The sequence below is a fragment of the Cuneatibacter sp. NSJ-177 genome, assembly GCF_022867805.1.
Lineage (GTDB): Bacteria > Bacillota > Clostridia > Lachnospirales > Lachnospiraceae > Pseudolachnospira.
In genome coordinates this window covers 65,721-83,831 of record NZ_JALIFO010000004.1, presented here as the reverse complement: position 1 = coordinate 83,831, position 18,111 = coordinate 65,721, and the positions used below count along the sequence as shown (strand labels likewise).

The 18,111-nt window shown below is 51.3% G+C and carries 16 protein-coding genes; 14 read left to right on the top strand and 2 right to left on the bottom strand.

Translation table 11 applies throughout. The annotated features are described in order from the left end of the window. The first annotated feature begins 99 nt into the window (after positions 1-99). Positions 100-603: a TRAP transporter small permease gene (locus MUB23_RS07760; protein WP_244799818.1), complete on the top strand. Its 504-nt coding sequence runs from the start codon at positions 100-102 to the stop codon at positions 601-603. Further along, the gene (locus MUB23_RS07755) at positions 600-1,880 is read left to right on the top strand and encodes a TRAP transporter large permease (RefSeq protein ID WP_244799817.1); all 1,281 of its coding nucleotides are present in this window, start codon (positions 600-602) and stop codon (positions 1,878-1,880) included. The genes MUB23_RS07760 and MUB23_RS07755 overlap by 4 nt, the downstream gene beginning before the upstream one ends. An 87-nt stretch (positions 1,881-1,967) precedes the next feature. On the opposite strand, the gene MUB23_RS07750 is transcribed toward MUB23_RS07755, so the two are convergent. Beyond that, positions 1,968-2,861 (bottom strand): hypothetical protein, encoded by an 894-nt coding sequence (locus tag MUB23_RS07750; RefSeq protein WP_244799816.1) that lies wholly within the window; start codon positions 2,859-2,861, stop codon positions 1,968-1,970. A 924-nt stretch (positions 2,862-3,785) separates the two neighbouring features. On the opposite strand from MUB23_RS07750, the gene MUB23_RS07745 reads away from it, so the two are divergent. From MUB23_RS07745 to MUB23_RS07705, 9 genes are all read left to right on the top strand, one after another. After that, positions 3,786-4,934, top strand: a complete 1,149-nt coding sequence (locus MUB23_RS07745) for a TRAP transporter substrate-binding protein (RefSeq protein ID WP_244799815.1) — start codon at positions 3,786-3,788, stop codon at positions 4,932-4,934. 70 nt (positions 4,935-5,004) lie between these two features. Beyond that, positions 5,005-5,502, top strand: a complete 498-nt coding sequence (locus MUB23_RS07740; protein ID WP_244799814.1) for a TRAP transporter small permease — start codon at positions 5,005-5,007, stop codon at positions 5,500-5,502. Continuing rightward, a complete protein-coding gene (locus MUB23_RS07735; RefSeq protein WP_244799813.1) occupies positions 5,499-6,770 on the top strand; it encodes a TRAP transporter large permease in 1,272 nt (423 codons plus the stop codon). Before MUB23_RS07740 ends, MUB23_RS07735 begins: the two co-directional genes overlap by 4 nt. Positions 6,771-6,937: 167 nt before the next feature. Continuing rightward, positions 6,938-7,795, top strand: a complete 858-nt coding sequence (locus MUB23_RS07730) for an IclR family transcriptional regulator (protein WP_244799812.1) — start codon at positions 6,938-6,940, stop codon at positions 7,793-7,795. A gap of 160 nt (positions 7,796-7,955) precedes the next feature. Then, on the top strand, positions 7,956-9,281 hold the full coding sequence (locus MUB23_RS07725) for a CapA family protein (RefSeq protein ID WP_244799811.1): 1,326 nt from the start codon (positions 7,956-7,958) through the stop codon (positions 9,279-9,281). Positions 9,282-9,418: 137 nt separating this feature from the next. Next, the gene (locus tag MUB23_RS07720; protein WP_244799810.1) at positions 9,419-11,458 is read left to right on the top strand and encodes a sigma-54 interaction domain-containing protein; all 2,040 of its coding nucleotides are present in this window, start codon (positions 9,419-9,421) and stop codon (positions 11,456-11,458) included. Between the two features lie 160 nt (positions 11,459-11,618). Then, on the top strand, positions 11,619-13,106 hold the full coding sequence (locus MUB23_RS07715; RefSeq protein ID WP_244799809.1) for an alanine/glycine:cation symporter family protein: 1,488 nt from the start codon (positions 11,619-11,621) through the stop codon (positions 13,104-13,106). An 18-nt stretch (positions 13,107-13,124) separates the two neighbouring features. After that, positions 13,125-14,297, top strand: a complete 1,173-nt coding sequence (locus MUB23_RS07710) for a MalY/PatB family protein (protein WP_244799808.1) — start codon at positions 13,125-13,127, stop codon at positions 14,295-14,297. Between the two features lie 209 nt (positions 14,298-14,506). Next, the gene (locus MUB23_RS07705) at positions 14,507-15,043 is read left to right on the top strand and encodes a peroxiredoxin-like family protein (RefSeq protein WP_244799807.1); all 537 of its coding nucleotides are present in this window, start codon (positions 14,507-14,509) and stop codon (positions 15,041-15,043) included. Between the two features lie 277 nt (positions 15,044-15,320). On the opposite strand, the gene MUB23_RS07700 is transcribed toward MUB23_RS07705, so the two are convergent. Next, complete coding sequence (locus tag MUB23_RS07700; RefSeq protein WP_244799806.1) at positions 15,321-15,854, bottom strand: putative immunity protein; 534 nt, start codon at positions 15,852-15,854, stop codon at positions 15,321-15,323. Positions 15,855-16,125: 271 nt separating this feature from the next. On the opposite strand from MUB23_RS07700, the gene MUB23_RS07695 reads away from it, so the two are divergent. The 3 genes from MUB23_RS07695 to MUB23_RS07685 are packed head-to-tail and all read left to right on the top strand — an operon-like array spanning position 16,126 to position 18,046. Beyond that, entirely contained in the window at positions 16,126-17,112 is a 987-nt protein-coding gene (locus tag MUB23_RS07695) for a PocR ligand-binding domain-containing protein (protein WP_244799805.1), read from the top strand. Then, positions 17,109-17,408: a helix-turn-helix transcriptional regulator gene (locus MUB23_RS07690; RefSeq protein ID WP_244799804.1), complete on the top strand. Its 300-nt coding sequence runs from the start codon at positions 17,109-17,111 to the stop codon at positions 17,406-17,408. The genes MUB23_RS07695 and MUB23_RS07690 overlap by 4 nt, the downstream gene beginning before the upstream one ends. Beyond that, entirely contained in the window at positions 17,405-18,046 is a 642-nt protein-coding gene (locus MUB23_RS07685; protein ID WP_244799803.1) for a corrinoid protein, read from the top strand. The genes MUB23_RS07690 and MUB23_RS07685 overlap by 4 nt, the downstream gene beginning before the upstream one ends. Positions 18,047-18,111: the final 65 nt, after the last annotated feature.

Genomic DNA, 18,111 nt, shown 5'->3' with positions numbered 1-18,111 from the left:
CTTCCTTGCTGCGCGGCCGCACCAAAAAACACTGGGGGGCACATGGTGAACAAAGTTTTCGCAGTGCCAACTACCTTTCAGGCTGAGGAGGAGAAGTAAATGAAGATATTTATTAAGCTGGTGGACGGGCTGAACCGGGTGGTAAAGGTCCTGGTTGTGCTGATGTTCGCCGCTGCCCTGGCATCCATTGTCGGTTCTGTCATCTGCCGTTCCGTGCTGCATATTCCGGTGGCGTGGTCGGAAGAAGTGGCGAAGTTTTTGACGGTTTACATTGTGTATTTTGCCGGAGGCCTGGCAGCCCGGACGGGCCGGCTGACGCGTCTGACCGTGCTGGTGGACGCCCTTCCGCTCAAGGGGAAAGGCAGAAAGGCTCTGGAAGTGATTGTAGGGCTGATCGCCGTTGCCTTTTATGCCTTGGCAGGCTATGCGGCCATGATGGCAATGCAGCTTGCGGCAATGCAGCAGAGCCCTGCTTTAAAGATCCCCATGTGGATCCCCTACCTGGGAATTCCGGCTGGGTGTGTTCTCTTAATCTTGAATACCTTTGCGTGCCTGATCGATCCGGACGCACAGGATGAAATCAAAGGAGGTGTGGCAGAATGAGCCTGCTGTTCCTTGTGATTGCTTTCATATTCTTTTTTCTGATTTCCGCTCCGATTGCGGTAGCCATCGGGCTTGCGTCCCTGCCGGTTGTGATTGACGCGGGGATGCCCATTATGTACATTGGCCAGCGCCTGTTCGCGTCCCTGGATTCTTTTACGCTTTTGGCGATCCCGTTCTTTATCTTGGCCGGTACGATTATGGAGGGAGGCGGCATCTCCCGCCGTCTGATTGATTTTGCCAATACCTGTGTGGGAAACCGCTACGGCGGCCTTGCGATCGTCACGATTGTGGCATCCATGTTTTTTGCCGCGGTATCCGGTTCCGGAAGCGCGACGACAGCTGCCATCGGGGCAATTATGATTCCCGCGATGGTGAATAAGAAATACGATATCCGTTTTGCTTCGGCGACGACCGCCACAGCGGCCCAGATCGGAGTCATTATCCCGCCGAGCATTCCGATGGTACTCTACTGTGTGGGCACCAACAATTCGATCGGAACCATGTTCATCGCCGGTATTGTACCGGGAATCCTGATCGGTATTTCGTTGATCCTCTATGCCGGCCGTACTTCCAAAAAGTTAGGGTATGTGGGAGACCGAAAATACACGGGGGCGGAAAAATGGACGGCTTTTAAAAAGGCAATTTGGGCGTTGCTGATGCCGGTGATTATTCTGGGCGGCATCTACAGCGGCGTCTTTACCCCGACAGAGTCTGCTGCGATTGCCTGCGCTTATGCGCTGGTGGTGGCTCTGTTCGTCTACCGGGAAATCACATTCAAGCAGTTATTCCAGATTTTCCTAAAGTCCAGTATCACCACCGCAGTGGTCATGATCATTCTGTCCACGGCCGGCCTGTTCGCCTCGGTTTTAACCTACGAGAAAGTGCCTCAGCTGGTGGCGGACGCCTTCTTAAGCCTGGGCGGGAACAAATATGTGTTTCTGATTATCATCAATATTCTGCTGTTCTTTGTGGGAATGTTCTTTGACGGAGGCCCTGCGATGATCATTCTGGCTCCGATTCTGGCGCCGGTTGCTGTTTCCCTTGGGATCGACCCGATCCACTTCGGCATCATCATGGTCTGCAACAGCGCGCTGGGCCAGATCACGCCTCCGTTCGGCGTCAACCTGTTCGTGGCCTCCCAGGTGGCGAATATTAAGATGGAATCGATGATAAAGAATTTGCTGCCTTATATGGCGATTGTCGTCATTGATGTATTGTTAATCTCCTACCTTCCGATTATCAGCATCGGGCTTCCGAAGCTGTTTGGGATGATGTAGGAGCGGAAAAAGTTTCTTTCAGGAAAGGGGCTGCCGGATCAGCTAATATATTTAGCTGGCCTGCAGTCCCTTTCCTTGAAATTCAACCTATTGGTTTAGCAACATGGCATACTCCGGCTGTTCCGCTTCCGGAATTTTCAACACTTGCATGGCCTGTTCTTCCGTTAGATTTAACGTCTGCATAATCGTTCGGATGTTGGCGAGAATGGCCTCTTTCCTTCCCTTTTCCAGGCCGGCTTCCAGGCCTTCCTCCCGGAGATCTTTCTCATATAGTTCCCGATCAAATTCTGTTAGTAGCACATCTATCACCTCGCTTTTATGCCGGACAAAGAATTCGCCCAGGCAGGGCCAGGCAACCGCCTCGTCCACCGCCCGATACACAGCTTCCGTCAGCTCCATCGACTTTTCGTATTCCCGAACTTTTGCCACATATGCTGCGTACTCTTTCAGCGATGGGCATTGTTCCATCAACTCCGTATTATGTCCGGCGTTGATATTGAATACGGTTGAAGTCCACTGGTACCCATGGGTCGGATCCGGAACGCAGAAATGATCCGACAGGTGCAGATCGTAGCAATCCTCCGCCAGGTCTTTTTTGCCGTTGTAGAACACGATACAGCGGGGAGTCGGAATCTTTACCTGCTTGCTACCAAATAAGTTTAGGCGGTTGGCCTTGCTGTATGCCTCCAGTTGCCTGGCATAGTAGAGTAACTCTCTTACTGGCATATTCGGATTGTCGGTACTTTGGTGTTCATAAAGATGGATCGTTCCCTGTACCAAAAACGAAACATCGTTTTTCATTCCCATGTAGATCACATCATCCAGCGTTACGATTTGCAGTTCGTTCGGATCCTTGTATTCCGTATGGTTTAGCGCATTGTAGAGGGAAAGCAGAAAAGCTCGGTTTTCTTCTCTTCCAAAGATGCTGCGGAACAGCCGGTCCTTGTACCTGGGGTTTACCGTTACGGTTTCTTTCGTCATTTTTTGTCCTTTCTCTGTGCCTTGGCAGGTATCCTGGGATCAGAGAACAAGGGATGCTTCCATGCGCTTTGAAAATGGAAACACATATGACGAGTAAAGTTATCACATTTTATACGAAGTATCAGATCTTATAGATAATTTAACACACTTGGTTTTCTTCTTCAAGTGTAAGTTCAAATTTGCTTATTAAAAATTTGCGCCTCGTTACTAATCTTGTAAATCGTTGCTTTTGTGAAAGAAGGTGGCAATCACATAAAGGACTTTATGTACGAATCGTTTCCCCGAAAATAATTGTTTGGGGTTTTGAGTCTCTGATTGGAGGGCCGAATTGGCCGCGGATCTGTAAACGGCGCCCTGAAAACTGTCAGGCCGCAGGAGCAGGAGATCAAAAAATGTCAACATATTATAAAAAAGAGCGCAGGATAATTCTATTTTACCTTGAAAAAACAGGAAACCGGTTGGAAAAAAAGGTAAAATGCAGGGGAATTTGGATGGATTTAGAAGGCACATGAACTGGAGAAATATATATAAATCTTAAGAGATTATATGGAGATTAAAATGGATTGCATCTTGGACTAAGAAAGCCGCGCTTTTCTATGGGATAAGAATTGAACCCAAAAGCGAGGAGGAGACACCTTTGCTGTGAGATCTGCCTTGAGAAAAATACGAAAAGCAAATGAAAAGAACAAAAGAAATTCCTGTTACCTATTTGAATAATAGCAAATTATGTGCCAGATATCTAATAGCTCTGATCAAGATAATACTAAACAGAAAACAACAAATAGGATGAGAAATAGTATTGACAAAATTGCAGGAGAAATGCTACGATAACCATACAAAGTTTTGCGGAGTTTAAGTCCGCTATACGGACTAAAAAGAAAAGGGAACGCAAAACGAGAAAAGAATCAAAAAGGAGGAAAATTTATGAAAAAGCGTATCATGTGTTACTGCTTGGCGGCGGTCCTGGCTCTGGGAAGCCTGGCAGGCTGTGGTGGATCGGGCGATACCACAACAGCGGCGGCGGGGACTACGGCAGCTGGAACAACAGCGGCGGCGGGCACAGCAGCAGCAGAGGGGACCACGGCGGCCGGAAGCGGCGCGGCGGTGAATCCGGATGATCTCGGCGATCCTCAGACCTTTAAATTCGGCTTGACGGTGGCAAACACTCACCCCTATGCGATTGCTTCTCAGAATTTTGCAAAACTGGTTGAAGAGAAGAGCGGCGGCAACATGAAGGTGGAGCTCTACTATGACAGTTCTCTCGGCGACGATGCCGCTCTGCTGGAAGCCATGCAGATGAACGGCGTGACCTTCGCCCTGATGGGCCCGGCGGGTATCCAGTCTCTGAACCAGATGTATAACTTCTTCGATCTGCCCTGCCTGTTTGACAGCAGGGACGCAGCCTATGAGTTCCAGGACAGCGAGCCGGTTCAAAAATTGCTGACCAGCCTGTCGGACAACGGAATCCGCGGCCTCGGTTTTTATGAGAACGGTTTCTATGCCATCAGCAACAACGAAAAAGACATCAAGACCGTAGCCGACCTGGATAACATGAAGATGCGTTCCATGACTTCGGATATGGCCATCGCATCCTGGGAGTGCCTGGGCGTGCAGCCGGTTCCGATCTCGTTCGGAGAACTGTTTTTGGCCATGCAGCAGGGTGTTGTGGACGGACAGGAAACCACGATCGGTTCTTTCTACAGCTCCAAGTTCTATGAAGTGCAGAAGCATCTGACTATGTCCAACCGTGTGTTCCACATCATGACTTTCCTGATGAGCAATGCGGCCTGGGAGGGCTTAAGCGAAGCACAGCAGAACATCCTGATGGAGGCAGTTGCCGAATCAAAGATGGCTCATAAGGATTACATGACCACTTACAATGAGGACGCTCTGAAGGACATGCAGGATAACTACGGCGTAGTCGTAACCGAATCTCTGGATGAAGGCGAATTTGCGAAGATGAAGGAAATGAGCCAGTCGATCTATGAGATGGTGAAGGGTTATGATTCGGCTCTGTACGATGAACTGATGGCAGCAGCCGATGCCGCCAACGCAGCGCATCCCGCAAAATAGATACGAAAATGAAAAGGGAGCGGGACGGTTTTCCGGCCGCTCCCTTTCTGACTGGAGAGGAGGTTTGGCAATGTCGCTTTACATTAAAATCGTGGATGCGGTTAACAAGGTAATCCGGGTGATCGTAATCGCAATGTTTGTGGTGATGTTCCTGGCGGCGTTTTTGCAGGTGATTGTCCGCAACTTTACCCATTTTTCCGTTCCCTGGAGTGATGAGCTCTGCCGGTTCCTGATCATCTATATCGTGTATCTGGGTGCAGGGCTGGCTGCCCGTTCCGGCCGCCTGATTCGGATGGAGGTCCTCCCGATGCTGGCGAAAATGTCGGACAAAGGGCTGCACCGTTTTTATTGGGTCGCCGCCGTGATCAGCCTTGGCTTTGCGGTTCTGACCGTATACTGCGGCGCATCCGCTATGATGGTGAACTATAAGTCACTGTCCGCAGCGTTGAAAATTTCCATGGCAATCCCGTATCTGGCGATCCCGGTCGGGAGCGTGTTCATGGCTTTGAATATGTTTGCCAATATTTTTGAATTAACGATTCAGGATAAGGAGGCGGCAAAGGTATGATCGTTGTAATGTTTATCGTAATGTTTGTTCTCTTTCTCCTGACCGTTCCGGTGGCGGTCTCCCTGGGGCTTGCCTCCTCGATCACCATCCTGGGCATGAATATGCCGGCCGGACTGGTGGCGCAGCGGTTTTTTACCGGGTTGAATTCCTTTACCCTGCTGGCAATTCCCTTTTTTATCCTGGCGGGAGCCTTGATGGAGAGCACCGGGATTTCCAAACGAATCGTGGACTTTGTCAGCTCGATGGTCGGCCATTACCATGGTGGCCTGGCTACGATATTGATTATTTCCTGTATGTTTTTTGGCGCCCTCAGCGGTTCAGCCGCTGCGACTGCCGCGGCCATCGGCTCCATCATGATCCCCAGCATGGTAAAGAGAGGCTATGACGTCCGCTTTTCCGCGGCAACCCAGGCTTCGGCGGCCGGGTTGGCGGTCATCATACCGCCCAGTATCTCCATGATCCTTTACTGCGTGGCCACCAATGTTTCGATCACCGACATGTTTGTGGCCGGTGTGGTTCCGGGGATCCTGCTGGGCCTGACGGAGATCCTCTATGCCTGGTATGTCTGCCGGAAAAAGGGTTACACCGGGGACAAGAAGCACACCTGGAAAGAAAGAGGAAAAAGTTTTAAGGATGCCATCTGGGCCTTGTTTATGCCGGTTATTATTCTCGGCGGTATCTACGGCGGCTTTTTCACCGCCACTGAGGCTTCGGCCGTAGCCGTGGCTTATGCGATTTTGGTAGGTTTTGTAATTTACAAGGAACTGACTTGGAAGAAGCTGATGGCAACCTTTGCGGAAGCCGCGATCCTGGTGGCGGTCATCATGCTGGTGCTTTCCACGGCCGATCTGTTTGCTTATGTGCTGACGTCCGCGCAGATCCCCAACAAGGTGGCGGAGTGGTTTATCGGCATTGCCGGAAACAAATATCTGTTCCTGATCATGATTAACATTTTCCTGTTTATCGTGGGCATGTTCTTCGATCCCGGTCCTGGCATGATCATTCTGGCTCCGATTTTGATGCCCGCGGCGGTTGCTCTTGGCATCGACCCGATTCATTTCGGTATCATTATGGTCATTAACTTCTCGATCGGCGCGATTACGCCGCCGTTTGCAGTGAATTTGTTCGTCTCGTCTCAGGTGGCGGGGATTAAGTATGAGGAGATTGTGAAGCCGATCTTGCCGTATATTGGGCTTTTGGTGGTGGATCTATTGGTGATCTCTTATGTACCGCCGTTGAGTTTGATCTTGCCGAATCTGCTGAAGTGATACGAGGGGGGGACCAGCTCAGAGTTGCGATGCCCGCAGGTCCCCCCCTCGCGCTCCCCTCCCCCTTGGGCACGCTTTTTGCCAGATGATTGTAGATGCTAGGCGGGCGGGTGTGATTGGGGGAGAGAGGAAAGGCTTGCTGTTCTTCACTTGGGGTGCCTGTTGCCTTGGCATGTTTTTGGGAAGGCGGGGGTGGTTTTGTTGTTGGAAAAGGAATTTTGGTGGAAGGGATTTTTCGGATGGGGGATGAGGAGAAGAAGTATATAAAAAGCGTGGAGAAAGCTTTGGATGTGCTGCTGCTTTTTAGTACGGAGGAGCAGGAGCTGGCCCATGTGGAGATCGCACGGAAGATGGGCTGGACCACTTCGACGGCATCCCGTTTTCTTAGCACTCTTCTGAAAAAGGATTTTCTTTTGAAAAATGAGGAGAATGGAAAATATCGTCTTGGGCACAGGATCTATTATCTCGGAGCGTTGGTTAGAAATAATGCCGGGCTTCGGCGCGTCGGACTTCCTGTTATGGAGCGGATCAATCGGGAAACGCAGGAGACCGTCCATATTTTTGTGCGGGACGGCATTCATCGGGTCTGTGTGGAGCAGGTGGACAGCCCTCAGAAAATCCGGATGGCTTCGGAGATCGGTGTACGGGATAAGCTCTGGGTCGGCTGTACGGGCCGGGTTCTTTTGGCCTATTGCCCGGAAGAGAAGAGGGAAAGGCTGTTCCAGCAGATTTTGGAGGCGGAGCCAGGGGTGGATGTGGCGTCTCTGAGAGACAAGATTATGCGGGTCCGGCAGCGGGGCTTCTCCTCCAAGGATGGACCTTGGGACCGCCATTGCGGCTGTGCAGCCGCCCCCATTTTTAATGCAGATGGAAAGCTGGAGGGCTGTCTTGCGATTTCTACCCCGGATTTTCGTTTTCCAGAGGATGTGATGGAATACGCCAGTCTTGTAATGGAAGGCGCAGACGAAATCTCTGAGAAAATGGGGCATTTGGGACGGAGAAAGGGCGGAGGCATAACCCGATAAAAGGTGGCGGGTTCCGGAAATTACGGAAAATCAAGGGCGATAGAATTGGCACGAAATATGCGTTACATATCACAATAAAAGGTATGCCCCCGTTTCAGCAGGGGAGCCTGAGGAATAAAAACTTAGGCATAGTATAAAGATAGAAAGGATGATATAATTTATGAGAGTTGTACTTTGCGGAGATTTCTTGTTTTCCAGCCGTCATCTGATGGATCGGATTGATCCTAAGATTGTGGAATTGTTAAAGGGCGCGGACGCTGTGTTTGCCAATGCAGAGTTCAGTACGCCGCGTCAGGATACGCCGCCTGGATTTACGATGTATTTGACCTCGGTGCATCCGGTGACATTAAACGAGTTTGTGGATCTGAATATTAAACTGGTGAATTTCGCCAATAATCATACGGTGGACTATGGCTGGCGCGGCTGCTTGGATACGATCGAGGAGGCGGAAGCAAGGGATATCGAGCCGTGCGGCGTTGGCAGAAATTTGTCGGATGCCAGGAAAGCCAAGTTCCTGGATACTGCCAAAGGGCGCGTCAGTGTGGTGGCGGCTTCGTCTACGTGGTCGGACCGCGCCCTGGGCGCGGATGCCAGTGCGGATACGGTGGCGCGGCCGGGGCTGGCGCCTCTCCGGTGGGGTCATACCTATTATGTAACGAAAGAGCAGTTTGAGCAGCTGAAAGCGATTGACCAGGCATGGGGAACCAGGGAGAGCATGGACGAGACAGGACGTGTGGAAACTTGGGCCCCTCAGGGAGAGACAAGCTTTAAACTGGGATCGGCCATGGAGCATTATCTCTATATCGAGCAGGGAGAGCGTGCAGAGGTAAAGACCTATACGAATGAAGAGGACGAGGACGCTTTGCTGCGCAGCATCCGGGACGCTGCGCGCCGGTCCGATTATGTGATCGCCAGCGTGCATTCCCACGAAGGAAAGAATGAAAACTGGTATTCTGATTTTTCACCGGAGTTCCTGGAAGAGTATGCCCATAAGGCGATTGATGCGGGGGCCAGCGTTTTTGTGAGCCATGGCGCTCATTACCCCAGAGGCATGGAGGTCTACAAGGGTAAGCCGATCTTCTATGATCTCGGAAGCACGGTGATGGAATTTGAGGCGGGAAACTCCATGGTATCGCCGGAGATGTACCATACATACCATCTTCCTGTGGATGCCTACCCCTCGGATCTGCACAGCTTCCGCGCCAAGTTTGAAGATGGCAGCTGGAAGGGATTTTATGCGGAACGGCGGTTCTCGGAACATTTTATCGTTGTTGTGGACATAGACGATGAAACCGGCGAGACAAAGTATGAGCTGCTCCCCATTGATATTGATATGCAGCGGGACAATCCGATTAAGCGGGGCCTGCCTTTCGTGGCCAGCGATGAAGCAGCGGAGCATATTGCAGAAGAAATGGCGCGCCGCAGCGAGCCTTATGGAACAGAATTTGCTTATAATAAGAAAACCGGTATGATTACATTTCAATAGGCAAATGGATCATTCGCGGTAGGTGTGACCGGCATCTGGCGCATGGAGACATGCGCCAGATGCCGTTTGCGTCAGGGAAAGATGCTGCGGCCCTGAAAAAAGGCTTCTCTTTCCATCAGCAGAAAGGACGGAAACAAATGAAAACATTAGCAATCGTTGCCTACTCCAAAGCCGCCCTGAAAGACTACTGGAATTTATTTGATAAAATCCTGAAGGGCTATGTGGATATAAAAGGATACTGTATGGAAGATGGCTCGGTCTATACCGATATTTGCGAGGATCTGGTGTTGGTATCCAGCGACGACATGTTTCGGATTGCCCGGAAACAGGTCCTCCCCGGCACCCGGATTGTCCGCGCCAATCTGACGATTTCACGGAAAGGGTATGAAGCAATCCAGGCCTTGCCGAAAGGCACCAGGGCTCTGTTGGTCAACGTCAATATGAACCTCAGCTTACAGTGCGTGGAACAGCTTTATCATTTGGGGATTCAAAATGTAGAGCTGATTCCCTATGCTCCTTATTCCGAGGTTCGGGAGAAAGTGGAGATCGCCGTCTCGCCCGGAGAGCGCTGGAGTGTTCCGCCATACGTCAAAAAGATTGTTGAGATCGGAAAACGTCAGATCGATATCGCCACGATCGTCTATATTCTCCTGACACTGGATCTGGGTTTTTTGTTTAATTCCCCGGCCGTCCGGCAGTATTGCCGGGAAATTATCCCGGCCAATTATGGATCCACCTTCCAGTATGTAAACAGCCCAGACGGAAAAGAGGAGGAGGCGGAGGGGCGCGGGCTGATTGCCTTCAGCGGGGACGGTAAGATCAAAACCTATAATTCTCTCGCAAAAGAGATTTTTGGGATTCAGGGGGAGGAGATGGTCGGGGAGGAAGTCCTGCGGCTGTTTCCCAAGGAGGAAATGCGGCAGTCTGTCATGAATATGAAGCCGGGGAAGAAGAAGCGCTATTCCATTCAGGGAAAAGAGGTGCTGATTCAACTTTATCTGGAACGGTTTCAGCAAGACAGCGTTTTAAATTATATGACCGTGGAATACGCGCAGGAAATCAAAACGAAACGGCATGTGCCGGGCCGGGGCTATACGGCGAAATATTGGTTTCCCGACATCATCACCCAGTCGGAGCGGATGAAGTCGCTGATCAGCCTGGCGGAAAAAAATGCAAAGTCGGAATCTTCTATTTTGATCAGCGGGGAGAGCGGGACCGGAAAGGAACTTCTGGCGCAGGCGATCCATAACGCGTCCTCCCGGAAAGACCGCCCTTTTGTCGGATTAAACTGCGCGTCTTTGCCGGAATCTCTTTTGGAAAGCGAATTGTTTGGCTATGAGGAAGGGGCTTTTACCGGGGCGGTTCGGGGCGGGAAGCGGGGGCTTTTTGAGCAGGCGGATACCGGAACTCTGTTTTTGGACGAGATTGGCGAGATGCCGATTCATCTGCAGACGAGGCTGCTCCGAGTCCTCCAGGAAAGGGAGATCATGCGGATTGGAGGAGACTGCGTCGTGGATGTGGATGTGCGGATCATTGCCGCGACCAACCGGAACCTGCGCCAGCAGCTGGAGCAGGGGACCTTCCGGAGGGATCTGTATTACCGCCTGAATGTAATTCCGCTGAAACTTCCGGCTTTGCGGGAACGGCCGGAGGATATTCCTCTTTTGATCGAGAACTTTAAACGCCAGCTGGGGTGTTCCTATCAGTTTTCGCCAGAAGCGCTAAAGTTCCTCCAGGCAACCTGTTGGGAGGGAAATATCCGGGAGCTGAGAAATTGCGTAGAATATTTTGCCAACTGGAATCAGGAGAAGATTACCCGAAAGGATTTGGATTCGCTGTTTGAACAGGAAGAGGCGGCGGCATTGCCGAAAAATGCTCTGCCGGAAGCATTTTTAACTTATATTCTGCACACCAAACAGGAGGCGTCTCTTTCCCTGCTGGTGTTGGAGCAGATCCGCCTGAGGACGGAGCGAGGACAGACGGCAGGGCGAAGGAGCCTGGGGGAGGAACCGGCGCTGAAAGAAGTGGGCTGCACAGAGGCCAAGCTGAGGGGGATCCTGCGGGAACTGGAACAGTTTGGAATGCTGGAGATGTCTCGCGGGCGCGGCGGCACGGTGCTGACCCCCAGGGGAAGAGAGACGGCCGAGATGCTAAAGGGGTATTTGGAAACCCAATAAATAAAAGGGGTGAGGAATTCCCCCATATTGCAAGAGCGGCGTGGCGGGAAAGGAAGAAAAACCGCGAAAAAACGCGGCTCTTTCATTTTAAAAAAGTTGGCACAGGAATTGCTATATAAAGAGATATCAACAAATCCATAAGAGATAGGAGGAAAAATCTATGGAACAATTTGTAAGCACGGTCAGTGGATTTCTGTGGGGAAATGCCATGATCGTCCTGTGTCTGTTTGTCGGAGTTTTCTTTGCGGTGCGGACCCGGTTTTTCTGGCTCCGCTATTTCAAGACATCCATCAAGCTGGTGGTGGAGAAAAACACCAGCGCCGCGGGAGTATCTCCCTTTCAGGCGTTTTCTATGGCCCTGGCAGGGCGGATCGGCACCGGTAATATCGTCGGCGTCGTTACGGCGATCGCAGTCGGAGGACCCGGCGCCGTCTTCTGGATGTGGATCCTGGCATTTTTCGGAGCCGGAACCTCTCTGGCAGAGTGTACCTTAGCTCAGATTTACAAAGAAAAGAAGATGGGCGAGTACCGCGGGGGCCCCGCCTTCTACATGGAAAAGGCTTTAGGTCAGAAGTGGATGGCTGTCCTGTTCGCTATTTTCTGTGCAGTGGGAAATCTGCTTTTGATCCCCGGCGTCCATGCCAACGCGATCACCACTTCCCTGGATAACGCATTCCATATCCCGACCTGGGCGGGCGGCCTGATCATCGTGGTTTTGATGGCTTTCATCATCTTTGGCAATGTAAAGCGGATCGCAACGGTTTCTCAGTATGTGGTTCCCTTCATGTCGGTGGCTTACATCGTCATGGTCCTGATCGTTCTGGGCGCGAACATTACCCAGGTACCGGCCACCTTTGGCCTGATTTTCTCCAGCGCGTTCGGCGTAAACGCCGTGTTCGGCGGAATCGTCGGCTCCGCCATTGTCTGGGGGGTAAAGCGCGGTGTGAACTCATGCAGCGCCGGTATGGGCACCGCTCCCCAATCCGCTGCTGCGGCTGAGGTTTCTCACCCGATCAAGCAGGGAATGGTTCAGGGCGTTTCCGTCTACGTCGATACTCTGCTGGTCTGCACGGCCACCGCACTGATGGTTTTGGTGACGGGCTGCTACAATGTAACCAGCGAGGCCACCGGCGAAGTGCTGTTTAACGGCATGGGCAGCGTGGCGGCCGGAGCTTCCTGGGCGCAGGCTGCGGCTAGCACGGTGTTCGGCAATCTGGGCAGCGCCTTCGTGGCCATCGCTCTGTTCTTCTTCTCCTTTACCTCCCTGATGGCGGCTTATTACATCGGCGAGACGAATGCCGTCTTCTTCATGAGCGACGAGAAAAGAGAAAAAGCAAAACCCTTGTTCCTGGCGTTAAAGGTGATTTTCCTGGGGATGGTACTGTTCGGCTCGGTGAAGTCGGGCGGCCTGGTATGGGCCATGAATGATATCGGAACCGGTTTTATGTGCTGGACCAACCTGATCTGCCTGCTTCTGCTTTCCGGCATTGTGAAAAAGGCAATCGACGATTTCGAACGTCAGAAAAAGGCCGGCCTCAACCCGGTATTTGATCCGGAAAAGGCGGGGATTCACAATGCTTCGCTTTGGTCTTCCGATGAGATGAAGAAGCGCTATCAAGATTTAAACCGGAACGCCGGAGAGAAATAAGTTTTGGAGAGTAAGAAAATGAGAAATTTTGATCAAGTAGTAAACCGTTTGGGTTTTAACAGCAAAAAATGGGATGCCTGCGAGGAAATGTTCGGCAGCCGCGACGTGGCGCCGATGTGGATCGCAGACATGGATTTTCCGACTGCGGAGGAGATCGTAGAAGCAATCAAAACGCGGGCGGATCATGGGATTTTCGGCTACACCGGCATGCCGGATTCCTATTCTGAAGCGGTGGCCGGATGGATGGAACGCCGGCACGGCTGGAAAATCGAACGGGAGTGGATCTGCCATTGTCCCGGCGTGGTCAGCGCGCTTAGTTTTCTGATTGATACCTTTACGGAGCCTGGGGATGCGGTGATCGTTCAGAGCCCGGTGTATTATCCTTTCGCCCGCGCCGTGAAAAACGGGGGCCGCAGGGTGCTGGACAATCCGCTGAAATTGGTGGACGGCGCCTACCGGATGGACCTTGCAGGCCTGAAGGCGCAGCTGGATGATAAAGTTAAGATGATCTTCTTGTGCAGCCCTCACAACCCGGTGGGCCGTGTGTGGACCCGCGAGGAATTAAAAGAGCTGGCGGATCTCTGCCTGGAGCACCATATTTTGATTGTGTCCGATGAAATCCATGCGGATCTGCTGTTTCAGGGCGCGCATCATACCTGTTTCGGCACCCTGGGGCCGGAAGTGGAAGAAAATCTGATCCTCTGCAACGCGGCCAGCAAGACCTTTAACCTGGCTGGACTGAAAACATCCAACATTATTATTCCCAACGAAAAGCTGAGAAAAGCGTTTACCGCCACCTTAAATAAATATAATGTGGGCTCCGGCAATGTCTTTGGCCTGGTGGCCACCGAGGCGGCCTATCGTTATGGGGAGCCGTGGCTGGAAGAGTTGAAGACATATCTGCAGGGAAATCTGGATTACATGCTGGAATTTATGAAGGAACGGTTGCCGCAGATTCCGATTATCCCGCCGGAAGGGACTTATCTGGTCTGGATGGATTTTCACGCGCTGGGCATGGAGGATAAGGAGCTGGAGCAGTTCTGTATCAAAGAGGCGAAGATCGCCTTTGACCCCGGCTATGAATTCGGCGAGGGCGGCTCTGGTTATATGCGCGCCAACATTGCCTGCCCCCGCGTTTTGCTGAAAGAGGCTTTGGAAAACCTGGCAAAGGCAGTGGAGGCAAGGAGATAACCCCTCCGGGTTGAAGGAATCCGATCCAGTCCATTTGTCATGGCCGGACGGCCCGTGAGGGAGCGGCTATTCGGATCCATTCCGGAAACGCTTTCCACGGGCCGGCGGTTGTGATACAATGCTCATAAGGCCGGCAATGTAGTCATTATATATGGTAGAAATTGTTTCGCTGGCATGATAACATGGATGAGCAGAAAGGATGGAGTAACATGGGTCAAAAATATGAAGCAGGCATGAAGATGTTCGATTTTACCTTTAACAGTCCGTGGAACGAGAATCTGGACTTTTATCAGGAGACGGAAGGGAGGCCTTGCGTTCTGATGTTTCTGCGCTATTACGGCTGCTCCACCTGCCAACTGGAGATGCACCGGCTGATCCAGGACTATCCGAAATTTGCAGCGAAGGGCGCAAAGGTCTTTGTTGTGCTTCAGAGCGAGCCGGAGACCTTGAGGGAGCAGAGCGCCGAGGATTATTTTCCGTATACCATCATCTGCGACCCGAAGCAGGAGCTCTATCAGGCCTGTGAGATCGGTTCTAATCCTCATCCGGATATCCGCTCGGCGGAGCTGGAAAAGCGAGTGCAGGAGGCGCGGGCCCTTGGCATCCGGCACGGAAAAAACGAAGGCAATGAAGCCCAGTCTCCGGCCACCTTTGTCCTCGCGGGGGATCAGACGATCCGGTACGCCTGGTACGGCGTGGAGAGCATCGACGTGCCCGCGAACGAAGAACTGCTGAACCTGCTGTAGACGGCGGGACCTCTGAGAAATCCTCCTCCGCATCCCGCCTGCTGTTCACGATGCGATAGGAGAGACTGTGGCAGAGATTCCCGTATTTCTGATCCAGCTCCCATAAGGCTTGCTCGGAACGTTCGAATAACAAATCAATGATTTTTTCATCCTCAATCAACTGCACCGCCTCCTTTCTTCCCTTATCGATATACTACGGTTTCAGCAGCGAAAACTACAACGATTTCCAAACAAAAAGCGCCTGGACGGATAATCGGCCGTTCGGGGCGCTTTTAGATCAGCAATTCCATTTAATTTTGGCGGGATTCGGCTCATCGGGGAAAGAAACCTGCTGCAAGGACTGAAAGGCTTTTATGAATTCGTTAAGAGCCATGCGGTCATAGCATTCGGCATTCTGTGTCAGTCCTGCGGTGTGATAGGCGGAAGCCGCAGCACCGTAGAACAGAAATCCCAGCGCGTTGGTAGGGGTCTGTATTGCAGCGCAGGCAGTGGCGACCGCGCGGGCGGCGGCCTGCGCCACCGGCTGGTCTGCGAGATTCCGGGCAATTTCCGCCGCTTCTTTTAAGACAGGCTTGATTTCCGTCAGCCTCCGGCCGCCGCGCAGATAGTCCTCGCAGGCAGAAATCCCCTCCCGCAGGCGGAGATCCCCGGGATATTCTTCTTCATATATAGTTAGATAATTTTCCTTCGCATAGGAAATCGCCCAGGCAGCCAGAGTGGATTTACTCTGGGTCTCAATCAGGCGCATCAAGTCGATGCACTCCTGAGATTGGAGATCACACAACATTTTTCTTAACTGTTTTTTTGCCATTGCAGTCCTCCGCCTGGATAATGGGTAGTGTGTGGATGAACATAGAGTGACATTTATTTTACATAATTAGAACTTAAACGTCAAGACAGAACGCTGAAGAAACAGAAGAAAGGTTAAACTGCAAGAATCGCCTATTCGCCTTCCAGCATTTGTCAGCTGTCAAAAGCTGGATTTTTTCTAAAAGGAAGAGAAAATTACCACAATCGAGAGGGGATCATGGTATAATGTCGGTAGACAGGTCGAATATACCAAGAGAGAATAGGAGTGCTGTGTGAATTCAAGAGATGAGATTACTTGTATGAAGCGGATTGACTTCGATATGGCCCGCGACTTTATCCGATCCTTCAACGGGGCTTCCCATCTGGGATGCACGATTGCGGATCAAGAGGGAGGTATTCTCTATGAGCTGGGGTATGGCTGCGCCAGCTGTGAACTTTGCCGCGTCCTGGGAATGGACCACAGCGTATGCTTTAACGCGCAGCAACATGGAATGGCTGAGGCGGAGCGGTTTGGAGGCAAGTATATTTACTACTGCCCAATGGGATTGACCTGTTTTGTCTCCCCGATCGTGGGGCCGGAGGGGAGTGCGGCAAAAATCATCGCCGGGCCGGTATTAATGGTAGACTATGAGGACTATATCGCCTTAGACTTAGAAGACCGGCTGCAAATCCACGGGGCAAGTTTGGATGAGGCGGTTCGGGTCGTAAAAAATATATCTGTGGTCCCTCCCAAAGAGGTTAACGCTCTGTCCAATCTTTTGTTTATGTCCGTGGGCTTCATGAACGATATCACTTATACGAACCAGTTGTTGGAGCGGCAGCGTTCCGACCGGATTCAAGGTGAGATTAACGAGGTGGTTTACCAGCTAAAACATGTGGATCAGAGGCCGCCGTATCCCTTGGAGCGTGAATATGAACTTTCTTACTGCATTTCTCATCAGGAAGCCGGCCGGGCGCAAAAATTATTAGATGAATTGTTGGGATATATTATTTTCTGTTTTGGCGCTTCTTTCTCCCATGCAAAATCCAGAATCCACCGCCTGCTGTTTTTGATCTCCCAATCTGCCATCGAGGGCGGCGCGGATCTGGAGCATGTTTTTATGCTGGATCATCAGTTTGGACAACAGATGCCGTATTTGCGCGACGCCCAGGAGATTTGTGTCTGGATCCATGATGCGATGCGACAATATATGGACCTGATTCTGGTACATATGAAAAAAAGCATAAAAATATTATCCTTCAGGCTCTGCAGTTTATGAATGATAACTATGCGGAGCGGATTACGCTGAAAGATGTGGCCGGGCACGTATATCTGTCGGAATCCTATTTCAGCAAAATATTCCGGGAGGAGACTGGACAGACCTTTAATTTTTACCTGAACCATATCCGGATTGAAAAAAGTAAGGGGATGTTGTTGAACCGAAATCTCAAAATCAGCGACGTAGCGATTCGGGTCGGATTTGACGACCAAAGCTATTTTACCAAGGTATTTAAACGGGCGACGGGAATGCTGCCGAATGCTTATAAAGAATCCATGGGAAGAAGGTGTGGATGATGAAGCTGCTTCATGAAATTTCTGAGGAGCTGGAGTTGGGACATGCGGTTCAGGTGAAGAAAAAGGTTTTGGCGGCGATAGAGGAGGGAACTTCGCCGGACCAGATTTTAAAGGAAGGGCTGCTTCGAGGACTGGACCACATTGGAAAACAGTTCCGGGAGAGCGAGGTGGGGATTCCAGAAGTACTCCTGGCGGCCAGAGCCATGAATACGGGAATCCGGGTGTTGAAACCATTTTACGACAAGACAAAAGAGCCTAGGGGAAAGATCTGCGTAGGCACGGTACAAGGGGATATTCACGATATTGGAAAAAATTTGGTCAAACTGATGATGGAATGCCAGGGGTTTCAGATCATTGACCTGGGGAATGATGTAGCGCCGGAACGCTTTGTGGAAGCTTCTCAAGAACACCACTGTACGCTGATCTGCTGTTCCGCGTTGCTGTCAACCACCATGAATGAGTTAAAGGCTGTGATCAAGGCATTTGAAAAGGCAGGATTGAGGCAGCAAGTGAAAATCATGATTGGAGGTGCGCCGGTCACCCAGCAGTTTTGCGAAAAGATTGGGGCGGACTGTTATACGGAGGATGCGATGGAGGCGTCCCAGTATGCGGTTTTGTATGATGAGGGAGAAAAATAAAATCAGAAAGTAGACAAAAGGACAAAGAGGAGACGGGCGCCTGTCAAGCGCTTGCCTCCTCTTTG